The sequence below is a fragment of the Enterobacter cloacae complex sp. ECC445 genome, from assembly GCF_021892025.1.
Lineage (GTDB): Bacteria > Pseudomonadota > Gammaproteobacteria > Enterobacterales > Enterobacteriaceae > Enterobacter > Enterobacter chengduensis.
Window position 1 is genome coordinate 151,585 of the sequence record NZ_JAKLRZ010000001.1, and the last position, 12,949, is coordinate 164,533.

The following is a 12,949-nucleotide window of genomic DNA, read 5'->3' on the forward strand; positions in this document are numbered from 1 at the left end:
AGCGTGAAATTATTCTCAGGGTAACTATTTTAGCACTGTTACAGGCGTGATATGTCGCAGATTTGTAACGAAGTAAACGCGGATTGATTGCAGGTGACATGACGGGAACTTATAATAAAAACCGGTTCTGATTTTTATAAAACACTCTCTATGAGGTGGTAAATGGCTATTGCGGATTTGGATAAACAGCCAGATTCTGTTTCTTCCGTGCTGAAGGTGTTTGGTATCTTACAGGCGCTGGGAGAAGAGCGTGAAATAGGTATTACAGAGTTGTCGCAGCGCGTGATGATGTCAAAAAGCACCGTGTATCGCTTTTTGCAAACCATGAAGTCGCTGGGCTACGTTGCTCAGGAAGGCGAATCTGAAAAATACTCTCTGACGCTGAAGCTGTTTGAGCTGGGGGCCCGGGCGCTGCAAAATGTTGACCTGATCCGCAGCGCCGATATTCAGATGCGCGAAATCTCTCGCCTGACCAAAGAGACCATCCATCTCGGCGCGCTGGATGAAGACAGCATTGTTTATATCCATAAGATCGACTCCATGTACAATCTGCGCATGTATTCGCGCATTGGTCGTCGCAACCCGCTTTACAGTACCGCTATTGGTAAGGTGCTGCTGGCGTGGCGCGATCGCGAGGAGGTGAAGCAGATCCTCGAAGGCGTGGAATACAAGCAAAGTACTGCACGAACCATTACCAGCACGGACGCGCTGTTGACGGTGCTCGATCGCGTACGCGAACAGGGGTATGGCGAAGATAACGAAGAGCAGGAAGAGGGGCTGCGCTGCATCGGCGTTCCGGTGTTTGACCGCTTTGGCGTGGTGATTGCGGGCCTAAGTATCTCTTTCCCAACCCTCCGCTTCTCTGAAGAACGTCTGCACGAGTATGTGGCGATTCTGCACACAGCCGCGCGTAAGATCTCTGAACAGATGGGTTATCACGACTACCCGTTTTAATTTCTGCTCGCATAAAAAAACGCCGCATCCGTTGCGGCGTTTTTTTATCCGTCCCTTACCCAGCTGATTAGCCATTATCAATGACGACGGAGGTTTTACGCAGTACGGGACAGTGGGTTAAGCCAACAATCCCGCTATCAGTATGCAGATATTGCGCAGAGCTTATTCCCTGCGCTGCTAAGTACTTACACTGTATGCCTAAGCCGGCTGCGTTTTCGGTGCTTCCCACAAGCACCCCATAACCCGTTAGCAGAAGACCAATCCAGACAAGGGCCAGTGCAATAATTGTTCGAGTGATGAATCGCATCATTACCTCTTTTTTCGTTTTTATCATAATGCTAGCGTAACCGGTTCAGGCGGTTAAACAAGTGCAGGATTCTGAAAAGAGATGCGATGGAGGCGCAGTTAGCCCTTGTTTAAGGTCAACGTGATAACGTTATCGCATCAGATCTTTTGACGGAGTGTGGAGTGAAAAAAATACGCTGGGTAATTCTGATTATCGTGCTGATAGCGTGCGTGGTGTTATGGACGCAGACGATCAATGTGATGTGCGATCAGGATGTACAGTTTTTTAGCGGCGTTTGCGCGATCAACAAGTTTATTCCGTGGTAACACGCATTTTTTCTCAAGGTGATTTCCTTCCTTCGCGCCAGTGGTAAAATAGACGTTTTTATTGAGGTGGTGAAATGGGTGAGTTACTGAATTCAGGGCTGCTGAATATGGCATCCCTGATGATTTCTTTGGTTGTTCTGCTTGTCGGGCTGGTCATTTGGTTCTTCGTGAACCGCGCCAGTTCACGTACTAACGAGCAGATCGAACTGCTGGAAGCGCTGCTCGATCAGCAAAAGCGTCAGAACGCGCTGCTACGCCGTCTGTGTGAGGCTAACGAGCCGGAAGAGAAAGACGCGCCTAAAAACGCGGTCGTTGAAGATACCAAAGACGAAGACGACTTTATCCGCCTGGTGGCTGAGCGTTAATCTGTCTATGCTGGGAGGCGGCTGTGGTCTGGAAAAATCCCTGGTATGACCCCTCCCTGAAGCATCACACCCCGAACGGTTTTCGTAATACCGCTCCCGTCGGCCATCAACCCGGCGATCTGGACCGTTGGCGTAAAGCGCGCAAAGAGGCCGGTTTACCGAAGCCGCCCGCGTTGGGCTATGCAGACTTTATCCGCCAGTGGTGGCAACCCGTTGATCTTACGCAACCTCAAGAAGATGGGGTGTGGTGGCTGGGTCACGCGAGCGTGTTGCTGCAGCTAGATGGCAATATCCTTCTTACCGATCCGGTTTTTTCACGGCGCGCGTCTCCGCTCCCTTTCCTGGGACCACGGCGCAAAACGCCGCCCGCGCTCTCAGTCGATCGGCTTCATCAGTTGGATGCGGTTGTCATCTCCCATAACCATTACGATCATCTTGATGACGCGACCATCCGCCGTATTCTCAGGCGCTTTCCCGACGTCAATTTCTTTGTTCCGTTAGGCCTGGCGAACTGGTTTCGCCGTCGAGGAGCAAAACGCGTGGTTGAGCTCGACTGGTGGCAGAGCTTCACCTGGCAGGGGATGACGCTGACCGCCGTCCCTGCACAGCACTGGAGTATGCGCACGCCATGGAACCGCAATCGCTCATTGTGGTGCGGCTGGGTGATGGAAGGTCGACATCATCGTTTCTGGTTCAGCGGTGATACGGGGTATTCGCCTGAGCTGCTCTTGATTCCTGAACGCCTGGGCCCTATCGATGCTGCTGCGTTACCGATTGGTGCCTATGCCCCGCGATGGTTCATGGCTGTCCATCATATGGATCCGCAATCTGCGGTAGCGTTATGGCAGCAGTTGGGCTGTCCTCTGGCGTTTCCTGTTCACTGGGGCGTGTTTGAACTGGCAGATGAAGCCCTCGATGAACCAGTGCGAGAGTTAACTGACGCGCTGGATAATTTAGCGCTGGTTAACCATTCTTTCAGGATACTGAAAATTGGTGAATATTTATCCTTATAAACGAGGCGATAGCGTGTTGCATATATTCTGTGTGTAAACGCGTGCAGGGATGTTTTATTTTTATCGAAACGTTTTGCTTGCCTTGTTTTGATGCAGAGTCATAAAAATTTCATTATTTTGGTGCATAACGCTGTTTATTAACTGGTGCATTTTAATACAGTTGGGTGCGGGTTATTAACGACGTTTTTTTCTGAAACAATTCGGTCACGTTACAATGATTTAAGCATAAGTTTTCACAATTTGTTCTAACCCAATCAAGACGCAAGATTTCTTTTCCCGGTTGCTGGACGCTTCGTAAAGATTGAGCTATGTTAAAAAAGTCTTAGATTACAGCGGTTGTGAAAGCAACGCCGGGTCTTTGTGACGCAGCAGGGCTGTCTGTATGCAATGCGCATAATTGTGCAAAACCTGACAGGCACTGTTCGAATTTGTGCGGCGGATCGAGACATGTTTAAAAATGGCTTGCCATATTAAACATAGTGTGTGATAACACGTTTTGGGTCAAACGAGGTACAGTTCTGTTTATGTGTGGCATTTTCAGTAAAGAAGTCCTGAGTAAACACGTTGTCGTTGAATACCGCTTCTCTGCCGAACCTTATATTAGTGCCTCATGCAGTAATGTCTCAGTTTTATCTCAGTTAATGCCTGCGGGCTAAGAAAACACTCTAAGGAATTTTGCAAAATGGCAAAGATTAAAGGTCAAGTTAAGTGGTTCAACGAGTCTAAAGGTTTTGGCTTCATTACTCCTGCTGACGGCAGCAAAGACGTGTTCGTACACTTCTCTGCAATCCAGGGTAACGGCTTCAAAACTCTGGCTGAAGGCCAGAACGTTGAGTTCGAAATTCAGGACGGCCAGAAAGGCCCAGCTGCAGTTAACGTAACTGCTATCTGATCGAACCGCTGCTGACTGAAGCGCCTGGCGCCTCAATCTCAGACATAAAGCCTCGCACAACGCGGGGCTTTTTTATGTCCCTTATCTTTCAAAATATTACCATTTGCGGTCTTGTTAGTAACTTGTTGCAAAGCTGCGAAGTTAGTAGCACTGTTTCGCCACCCTTAACTCATCTTTTCCCGTTAAATCAGGGCGTTGTTTAACAGTCCTGGGGTTCAGGTGAAGAAGAATTCGATAGTGACCGCCGGAAGCTTCACGCCGGCGCGTTTTGCGCTGCTCTGTTTAGCTATTTTTTGTAGTCTGGCTTTTTTGCTGGGCCGCGTTGCATGGCTACAAATCATCAAGCCTGACAATCTGGTAAAGCAGGAGGATATGCGCTCCCTCCGTCAGGTGGCGATTGATGCGCCTCGCGGCATGATAACGGATCGCGAAGGCCGCCCCCTGGCGGTAAGCGTGCCCGTCCGGGCCGTCTGGGCCGATCCTAAAACGGTGCTGGCAAAAGGGGGCGTAGGCGCTGATGAGCGCTGGCAGGCGCTGGCTACTGCGCTGCATCTTTCCCTCGGCACGCTCTCTGCACGCATCAACGCCAATCCACAGGGGCGCTTTATTTACCTTGCCCGTCAGGTCGATCCGGCGCAGGCAAAGTGGATCGACAAGCTGAGTCTGCCCGGCATCAATTTACGCGACGAGTCACGTCGTTTTTATCCTGCCGGCCATGTCGCCGCGAACCTGATTGGCTTCACCAATATTGATGGGCAGGGCATTGAAGGGGTGGAAAAGAGCTTTAACGCGCAGCTCACCGGCAAGCCGGGAGTGCGTCAGGTAAGGGAAGACCGCTATGGACGCGTGGTTGAAAACCTGACCGAAATTGCCCCCACACCGGCGCATAACATCCAGCTAAGTATTGACGAGCGGCTGCAAACCATCACCGAGGATGCGCTCGACAACGCCGTGGCCTGGAACAAGGCCGAGTCGGGTGCATCGGTGCTCATTAATATCCCAACCGGGGAAATCCTCGCTATGGCGAGCTATCCGGATTTCAACCCCAATAACCGGGAAGGGGCGACGATCAACGATTTTCGCAACCGCGCAATCAGCGATACGTTCGAACCCGGTTCGACCGTCAAGCCGCTGGTGCTGATGACGGCCCTGCAGCAGGGGCTGGTTCAGCCGGATAGCGTGATTGACACCCATCCATACACCCTTGACGGGCACCGCATTCGCGACGTGGGCTTTTATCCCGAGTTGACGATGACCGGGATCCTGCAAAAATCGAGCGATACCGGCGTTTCCCGGCTGTCGCTGGCGATGCCCGTCCAGCACCTCATTGATACTTACCGAAACTTTGGTTTTGGTTCGAATACGGGGCTTGGCCTAACGGGGGAAAGTTCGGGGCTATTGCCACATCGGAAGTTCTGGAGCCAGCTCGATCGCGCGACCTTCGCCTTCGGCTACGGGCTGATGGTGACCCCGCTCCAGCTGGCGCACGTCTACGCCACGATTGGCGGCTACGGGCTTGAGCGTCCGCTCTCCATCACCCGCATCGATCCCCCCGTTATCGGGCACCGCGTCATGCCGGAAGAGATTGCGCACGAAGTCGAACACATGATGGAGAGCGTTGCGCTGCCCGGCGGCGGCGGCGTTAAGGCCGCCGTTCGCGATTACCGGGTGGCGGTGAAAACCGGCACGGCGAAGAAAATTGACGAAAGCGGGAAGTACGTCGATAAATACGTCGCCTACACCGCGGGCGTTGCGCCCGCCAGCAATCCGCGCTTTGCTCTGGTGGTGGTCATTAACGATCCGCAAAACGGAGCCTACTACGGTGGGGCCGTCTCCGCGCCCGTCTTCAGCGAGATTATGGGCAACGTGCTGCGTCTGGAGAATGTCAAACCTGACGGGTTACCGGCCGGTTCCGATCGCCTTATCGTTATGCGTTAACCGGGCGTTTATACCCAAAATAATTCGAGTTGCAGGAAGGCGGCAAGGGAACCAATCCCCGGGAGCGTACATAAGTACGTGACTGCGGTGAGTGAGTGCAGCCAACGCACCTGCAACTTGAAGTATGACGGGTATATAACCAGGGCGAATAGCGGTACACTTAGCCCTTTGATTATGCTCCGGAGTCACCATGTCCTTCAGCTGTCCCCTTTGCCACGCCCCCCTGACGCATTCAGATAAAAGTTATACCTGTCCGCAGGGGCATCAGTTTGACAGGGCAAAAGAAGGCTACGTGAATCTTCTGCCGGTGCAGCATAAGCGCTCCCGCGATCCGGGCGACGGTGCAGAGATGATGCAGGCGCGCCGCGCGTTTCTTGATGCCGGGCACTATCTGCCGCTGCGGGAGACCGTCGCGCAGAGGCTGAATGACATTATGCCGGTTTCAGCCACCGCCGTGCTCGATATTGGCTGCGGGGAAGGGTACTACACCGCGCGGTTTGCGGAGGTTGCCCGCGAGAGGGGCGCACAGACGTTCGGTCTGGACGTGTCGAAAGTGGCCATTCGCGCGGCGGCAAAGCGTTATGCTGACGTGACGTTCTGCGTGGCATCCAGCCACCGCCTGCCGTTTGACGATGCCAGCATGGACGCGATTATCCGCATTTACGCGCCCTGTAAGGCAGAGGAGCTGGCGCGCGTAGTGAAACCGGGCGGAAGTGTCGTCACCGTGACGCCGGGTCCGCGTCATCTGATGGAGCTGAAGGGACTGATCTACGACGAAGTGCGCCTGCATGCCCCGCATTCTGAACGGCTGGCCGGTTTTACCCTGAAGCAGGAGCAAACCGTGGCGTATGAGATGACGCTGAAAGGGGATGAGGCTACCGCGCTGCTGCAGATGACGCCGTTCGCGTGGCGGGCGAAACCGGAGGTATGGGAAGCGCTGGCTGCACGTTCAGCATTTCGCTGCCAGACGGATTTCAGCATCCACGTCTGGCAGCGCGAAGATTAACCCGAGAAGTGTGCCCAGAGGATCTGGGCACCAATGCCGATCAGCACAATACCGCCTAAGATCTCGGCGCGTTTACCCAGCAGCGGACCAATAAACCGTCCGACCATCATGCCCAGCGTGGACATAATTAGCGTTGCGCAGCCGATAGCCAGCGCGGTGGCGATAATATTGACCTGCAGGAATGCCAGACCGACACCGACGGCCATCGCATCAAGGCTGGTGGCAATAGCCGTGGTGACCAGCAGCCAGAATCCGTGGCGGTGCTGAGGCTCCTCGTCTTCATCATTACCGCCGCGAAAACCTTCAATCACCATTCGGCCGCCGAGAAACACCAGCAGTACGAATGCAATCCAGTGGTTCCACTCCAGCACGAACTGGCTGGCAAGCATGCCAAGGCCCCAGCCGATTAGCGGCGTCAGCGTTTCGATAGCGCCAAAGATCAGGCCGGTACGCAGAGCTTCGGAGAATTTGGGTTTGTGGAGCGTGGCGCCTTTTCCGATGGAGGCAGCAAATGCATCCATGGACATGCCAAAAGCGAGGAGGATCGTAGCGGAAATATTCATAACAGCGTCCAGACCGGGGATATCCATATGACACATCACTGCCCCCAGTAAACAGCAGTTGATGTATCTATGGTCTCGCCTGATCGCGCCGCACATAAGTGCTCCGGCGATCCGTACGTGCCACGTTTTTCAACGAGTATGTTGACACGTACATTTCCTGCGAACAGGAAATCGGCTACTCCCCAACGACGGGCGCAACCTTAACATATTTTGAGAATATAAAACAACAATGAAAAGGCATTATTTAAAGTGCTTGTTGATAACGATTTTCATTTATCTTTAATCGTGAAAATATCGTTAACAGCTAGAGGTAAAATTAACGGAGGGAATATAGCTTTGGCTATATTTCGTGCGCAAAATAAACGCAGAATATAGCCATGGCTATATATCTAACTCATTGAGTTTTAACGAGTAACTTGTATATCTTTTCCAGGTCGTCAATATTTTTAACCCGAATAAGCAGGCGACGTTGTTCTAATTGCATCACCAGCACGCCGTCTTCGGATAAATTCATCTCTTTAATACGGTTATATTCTATCCACACGTTGGCGAAGAAAAACCCACGGGATTTAAAAATGATTTTCGGCGTGCGGATCCAGAACAGATAAACGGCCATTAATGCCAGCGCACATAATAACCATGTGGTTAATATTGCACCATGGCTGGTGACGTTATTGTAAATAAGAATGGCGATGAGACCCGCGAAGATAAACGCATCCACGCGCCCGCGTCGCAGAAGGGGAAGGGAGAGCAGCGTCTCGCCGTGACGGCGGGGCATGATGAACTCGTCATAGATCGCGTAAGCCAGAAGGGCTGCAATAAATAAAACCAGTACGATGTCCGTGACAGTCATTCATCCTCCATATAAAAAAACCGGGGGCAAGCCCCCGGCCTATAGCATTGAAACTTAGAGACCCAGCAGGCCGACGGCGTAGCCCGCGATACCGATGACGAAGAAGCCAACGATAATCCACAGCGGGTTCACTTTCTTACGCAGCAGCCACATACAGGCGAAGGTTAACAGCAGCGGTACCAGGCCAGGCATGAGCTGATCCAGAATCGTCTGCACGGTGGTAACGCGGGTCTGACCATCCTGACCGGTGATGGTCGAAACCACCAGCGGGATGTTCACGTGCGTCCACTTGTTCACCAGCGCCCCCATAACAAACAGGCCGAGGATTGACGCCCCCTCAGTCAGTTTCTGCAGGAAGCCGCCGCCCATATCCTTAACGATGTCCACCCCTTTACGGTAGCCGTAGGCCACACCGTAGTAACGGGTCAACAAACGCACGGCGTTGAACAGGATGAAGAACAGCAGTGGGCCAAGCAGGCTGCCGCTCATCGCGATACCGGCACCCAGCGCCGCGAAGACCGGACGTACGGTACCCCAGAAGATAGGGTCACCGACGCCGGCCAGCGGACCCATCAGACCGACTTTGATACCGTTGATGGCACCATCGTCAATCTCTGCGCCATTCGCACGCTGTTCTTCCATTGCCAGCGTTACGCCCAGTACCGGGGCCGCAACGTAAGGATGGGTGTTAAAGAATTCCAGGTGGCGCTTGATCGCCTGACGGCGCGCTTCGTTGTTTTCCGGGTACAGGCGTTTTATCGCCGGTACCATGGAGAAGCAGAAGCCCAGCGCCTGCATACGTTCGAAGTTCCATGAACCCTGAAACAGGTTAGAACGGATGAACACGCCACGAATATCACTCGGAGTGAGTTTTTTCTCGGTGGTAGTTTTTGTCATATCAACCATTTCGCTCACCTGTTAGTCCAGTTCGTTATCGAGATCGTTGTTACCAGCAGCCTGCGCTGGGGCACCCGCAACGCGGTTATATTTCGGGCTGAGCTGGATATAGAGAATCGCCATCACGGCACCAATCACGCCCAGTGCAACCAGGTTGAAGTTGGTGAAAGCAGCGGTCACGAAGCCGAGGTAGAAGAACGGCATCAGGTAGCCTGCGCGCATCATGTTGATGACCATCGCATAACCGACCACCACGATCATACCGCCCGCGATGTTCAGGCCGCCGGTGACCACTTCAGGAATGGCGTTCAGCATGCTCTGGACTTCACTGGTGCCGACAGAGATCGCCACGATAACCGCCGGGATCGCGATGCGCATCGCCTGCAGGAACAGGGAGGATACGTGGATCCACGACAGCGCCGTGAGGTTGCCGTTTTCAGCCGCCTTATCCGCCGCGTGCTGGAAGGCAACGGTGATAGTACGAACGATGATAGTCAGAACCTGACCTGCTGCTGCCAGCGGGATCGCCAGGGCGATACCGGCACCAATACTCTGGTGACCGGCAATAACCAGAACGGTCGAAATGATAGAGGCCAGCGCGGCATCGGGCGCAACCGCGGCGCCGATGTTCATCCAGCCCAGGGCGATCATCTCGAGGGTACCCCCGATGATGATACCGGTTTTCATGTCACCCAGAACGGCCCCGATCAGCGTACAGGCCACCAGAGGGCGGTGGAACTGAAATTCATCAAGTACGGATTCCATACCCGCAATACATGCGACGACGAACACCAGCACAATCTGAAGAGTGGTAATCTCCATTGCACTTCTCCTATTACATAAACTTTATATGAGAACCGGCGCGGGCTTATTTCCCAACTTTGCCGATCAGATCCATCATTTTCAGTTTTTGATCCGTGGAAACCTTGCGGGCTTCCAGCTCAATACCGCGCGCATTCAGCTTGTTGAATGCCTCGATATCTTTCGCATCGACTGAAATGGCGTTGTTGACCTGCGTTTTGCCCTGACGGAATGCCATACCACCAATGTTTACTGAGGTGATCTTCACGCCGCCTTCAACAATACGCTCAACGTCTGTCGGGTTAGTGAACAGGAGCATCACGCGTTCACCCGCGTATTTCGGGTTGTTGTAAACGCGAATCATCTTGGCGACATCCACGACGTGCGCGGTAACGCCAGGAGGAGCAACCTGAGTCAGAAGGGTTTTACGAACGGTATCGGCGGCCACTTCATCGCTGACCACGATAATGCGTCGAACGTTGGTCTCTTTGGTCCAGCGCGTGGCAACCTGGCCGTGGATTAAGCGGTCATCAATACGGGCAAGGCCGATGACCATGTAATCGTTCGGGCCCATCGGTTTTGCCGGTGCCGCCGCCTTTGGTGCCGCTGCGGGTGCAGGGGCAGGTTTTTCAACCGGCTGCGCTTTCAGGGCTTTTACCCCTTCGCGACCGGTTTCAACGGCCAGCGCAACCAGCTCGTCGAACGACGGGTTGTCGTCGCGCGCCATGAAGGTTTCCACCAGCATGGGAATATTGACCCCGGCGACAACTTCATAGTGCTCTTTATCGACGACAATGCGGCTGGCAGCATTGAACGGGCTGCCGCCCCATGTATCAACGAGAAACAGCACGCCTTTGCTGGTATCCAGCTTCGCGAGCTGAGCGTTGTACTTCTCTATCAGCGTCTCGGCGTTTTCACCGGGAACGAAATCGATCCAGCCGACGTTTTCCTGCTCGCCCAACAGCATCTCTGCCGTTTTGAGTAGCTGCTCAGCAGCCCAACCATGTGTGCCTATGACAATAGCAATGGTCACTTGCTACCTCCTTTTATTATCATTAATACGCCTGCCCGGCAGACGTACTGAGAATCGTATTGGCGAACCGAATCGATTCAGATAAGGGTTAGAGTTCAAAAAACTAAGACTTCCGCGAATTATTTTAGATAGTGAAAAAATAATTTATGTGATGAAGATCCGTAATTTAGCCACGCGTTACAGATTTCTCTGTAGCATAAAGCCGCTGTGTTACAGAACTTTGCAAAGGAACGTAAATCTTTGCTAAAAATACAGTGTCTCTGATATGTTTAGCCTCCGTTTAATTATTCAGGAGTATAGGGCTACAGCCCACTATATGGACCGTCACCGACGTCAGTCAGCTACCAGGCCATTTCGCGCCTTTTTCACCGGCGATCCTCGCCACGTTTCGACTCTATCTGCCTCTGATTTGCCCACGTTGAGTGGGGCACCGTTTCGTCATTCCTTTAGCAGGAGCTTGTCATGGAATTCTTAATGGACCCGTCAATCTGGGTGGGACTGCTCACGCTGGTGGTGCTGGAGATTGTTCTCGGCATTGATAACCTGGTCTTTATCGCCATCCTGGCGGACAAACTGCCGCCAAAGCAGCGTGATAAAGCGCGCCTGATTGGCCTCTCGCTGGCGCTGATCATGCGACTGGGGCTGCTCTCCGTCATCTCCTGGATGGTCACGCTGACCAAGCCGCTGTTCTCCGTCATGGATTACACCTTCTCCGGGCGTGATTTAATCATGCTGATCGGGGGGATATTCCTGCTTTTCAAAGCGACGACGGAACTCCATGAGCGGCTGGAAAACCGCCAGCACGACGATGGCCACGGTAAAGGCTATGCCAGCTTCTGGGTGGTGGTGCTGCAGATTGTGGTGCTGGACGCGGTCTTCTCGCTGGATGCGGTGATCACAGCGGTCGGCATGGTGAATCATCTGCCGGTGATGATGGCGGCCGTCGTCATTGCGATGGCGGTGATGCTGCTGGCCTCGAAACCATTGACGCGCTTCGTTAACCAGCATCCGACAGTGGTCGTGCTCTGTTTGAGCTTCCTGCTGATGATTGGTCTGAGCCTGGTGGCGGAAGGCTTCGGCTTCCATATTCCGAAAGGCTACCTGTACGCCGCGATTGGCTTCTCGATCCTGATCGAGCTGTTCAACCAGATTGCGCGCCGTAACTTTATTAAGCAGCAGTCGAATCAGCCGCTGCGCGCCCGCACCGCAGACGCCATTCTGCGCCTGATGGGCGGTCGTCGTCAGGTGAACGTCCAGTCTGATGCCGAACACCATAATCCGGTTCCGGTCCCGGAAGGGGCGTTTGTGGAACAGGAGCGCTACATGATTAACGGCGTGCTCTCCCTGGCTTCCCGTTCGCTGCGGGGCATTATGACGCCGCGCGGGGAGATCAGCTGGGTTGATGCTAACCTGAGCGTGGATGAAATTCGCCAGCAGCTGCTCTCCTCACCGCACAGCCTGTTCCCGGTGTGTCGCGGCGAGCTGGACGAGATAATCGGCGTGGTGCGGGCGAAAGAGATGCTGGTGGCGCTGGAAGAGGGCGTTAACGTGGAAGCCGTCGCTGCGGCGTCACCTGCGATTGTCGTCCCGGAAACGCTGGATCCGATCAACCTGCTCGGGGTACTGCGTCGCGCTCGCGGCAGCTTCGTTATCGTCACCAACGAGTTTGGCGTGGTGCAGGGGCTGGTTACGCCGCTGGACGTGCTGGAAGCGATTGCCGGTGAATTCCCGGATGCCGACGAAACGCCAGAGATCGTCGCCGACGGTGAAGGTTGGCTGGTGAAAGGGACCACCGACCTGCACGCTCTCTCGCACACGCTGGGGCTGGAAAACGTGATCAACGACGAAGAAGACATCGCAACCGTTGCCGGTCTGGTTATCGCCGTTAACGGGCAAATCCCGCGCGTTGGGGACGTGATCGAGCTGGCGCCGCTGCACATTACGATCGTCGAAGCCAACGACTATCGCGTTGATATGGTGCGTATTGTTAAAGAACAATCAGCCCACGACGAAGATGAGTAA

Annotated in this window: 14 protein-coding genes, 1 pseudogene and 1 riboswitch; of the genes and pseudogenes, 9 read left to right on the forward strand and 6 right to left on the reverse strand. The window is 53.8% G+C overall.

The genetic code is table 11. The annotated features are described in order from the left end of the window. Positions 1 to 162 precede the first annotated feature (162 nt). A complete protein-coding gene (kdgR, locus tag L6R44_RS00750; protein WP_032641251.1) occupies positions 163 to 954 on the forward strand; it encodes a DNA-binding transcriptional regulator KdgR in 792 nt (263 codons plus the stop codon). A gap of 67 nt (positions 955 to 1,021) precedes the next feature. Here kdgR and L6R44_RS00755 read toward each other — a convergent pair whose 3' ends face one another. Then, the gene (locus L6R44_RS00755; protein WP_237422988.1) at positions 1,022 to 1,261 is read right to left on the reverse strand and encodes a YobH family protein; all 240 of its coding nucleotides are present in this window, start codon (positions 1,259 to 1,261) and stop codon (positions 1,022 to 1,024) included. A gap of 161 nt (positions 1,262 to 1,422) precedes the next feature. On the opposite strand from L6R44_RS00755, the gene mgrB reads away from it, so the two are divergent. From mgrB to rlmA, 7 genes and pseudogenes are all read left to right on the forward strand, one after another. Next, the gene (mgrB, locus tag L6R44_RS00760) at positions 1,423 to 1,566 is read left to right on the forward strand and encodes a PhoP/PhoQ regulator MgrB (RefSeq protein WP_006175995.1); all 144 of its coding nucleotides are present in this window, start codon (positions 1,423 to 1,425) and stop codon (positions 1,564 to 1,566) included. Between the two features lie 74 nt (positions 1,567 to 1,640). Next, on the forward strand, positions 1,641 to 1,931 hold the full coding sequence (locus tag L6R44_RS00765) for a YebO family protein (RefSeq protein WP_237422919.1): 291 nt from the start codon (positions 1,641 to 1,643) through the stop codon (positions 1,929 to 1,931). A 23-nt stretch (positions 1,932 to 1,954) separates the two neighbouring features. After that, a complete protein-coding gene (locus tag L6R44_RS00770; protein ID WP_237422920.1) occupies positions 1,955 to 2,944 on the forward strand; it encodes an MBL fold metallo-hydrolase in 990 nt (329 codons plus the stop codon). A 524-nt stretch (positions 2,945 to 3,468) separates the two neighbouring features. Further along, positions 3,469 to 3,613 (forward strand): annotated as a pseudogene (locus tag L6R44_RS00775) (DUF2627 domain-containing protein). 13 nt (positions 3,614 to 3,626) lie between these two features. Then, the gene (gene cspE, locus L6R44_RS00780; protein WP_001062678.1) at positions 3,627 to 3,836 is read left to right on the forward strand and encodes a transcription antiterminator/RNA stability regulator CspE; all 210 of its coding nucleotides are present in this window, start codon (positions 3,627 to 3,629) and stop codon (positions 3,834 to 3,836) included. A gap of 219 nt (positions 3,837 to 4,055) precedes the next feature. Next, positions 4,056 to 5,774 carry a peptidoglycan glycosyltransferase FtsI gene (ftsI, locus tag L6R44_RS00785; protein WP_032641242.1) on the forward strand — a complete coding sequence of 573 codons (1,719 nt, stop codon included), beginning with the start codon at positions 4,056 to 4,058 and terminating at the stop codon, positions 5,772 to 5,774. A 190-nt stretch (positions 5,775 to 5,964) separates the two neighbouring features. Beyond that, complete coding sequence (rlmA, locus tag L6R44_RS00790; RefSeq protein ID WP_237422921.1) at positions 5,965 to 6,780, forward strand: 23S rRNA (guanine(745)-N(1))-methyltransferase; 816 nt, start codon at positions 5,965 to 5,967, stop codon at positions 6,778 to 6,780. Here the strand turns inward: rlmA and mntP are convergent. The 5 genes from mntP to manX form a co-directional block, all read right to left on the reverse strand. Then, positions 6,777 to 7,343 (reverse strand): manganese efflux pump MntP, encoded by a 567-nt coding sequence (gene mntP / locus L6R44_RS00795; protein ID WP_237422922.1) that lies wholly within the window; start codon positions 7,341 to 7,343, stop codon positions 6,777 to 6,779. The genes rlmA and mntP overlap by 4 nt on opposite strands. An 81-nt stretch (positions 7,344 to 7,424) precedes the next feature. Beyond that, positions 7,425 to 7,539, reverse strand: a riboswitch (yybP-ykoY riboswitch). 198 nt (positions 7,540 to 7,737) lie between these two features. Continuing rightward, positions 7,738 to 8,196, reverse strand: coding sequence for a DUF986 family protein (locus L6R44_RS00800; RefSeq protein WP_237422923.1), 459 nt, complete (start codon positions 8,194 to 8,196; stop codon positions 7,738 to 7,740). Between the two features lie 54 nt (positions 8,197 to 8,250). Beyond that, positions 8,251 to 9,102 carry a PTS mannose transporter subunit IID gene (locus L6R44_RS00805; RefSeq protein ID WP_023324862.1) on the reverse strand — a complete coding sequence of 284 codons (852 nt, stop codon included), beginning with the start codon at positions 9,100 to 9,102 and terminating at the stop codon, positions 8,251 to 8,253. 12 nt (positions 9,103 to 9,114) lie between these two features. Then, complete coding sequence (manY, locus tag L6R44_RS00810) at positions 9,115 to 9,915, reverse strand: PTS mannose transporter subunit IIC (RefSeq protein WP_008500490.1); 801 nt, start codon at positions 9,913 to 9,915, stop codon at positions 9,115 to 9,117. A gap of 46 nt (positions 9,916 to 9,961) precedes the next feature. Continuing rightward, positions 9,962 to 10,927 (reverse strand): PTS mannose transporter subunit IIAB, encoded by a 966-nt coding sequence (manX, locus tag L6R44_RS00815; RefSeq protein WP_032641236.1) that lies wholly within the window; start codon positions 10,925 to 10,927, stop codon positions 9,962 to 9,964. A gap of 462 nt (positions 10,928 to 11,389) precedes the next feature. On the opposite strand from manX, the gene yoaE reads away from it, so the two are divergent. Beyond that, the gene (yoaE, locus tag L6R44_RS00820; RefSeq protein ID WP_237422924.1) at positions 11,390 to 12,949 is read left to right on the forward strand and encodes a TerC family protein; all 1,560 of its coding nucleotides are present in this window, start codon (positions 11,390 to 11,392) and stop codon (positions 12,947 to 12,949) included.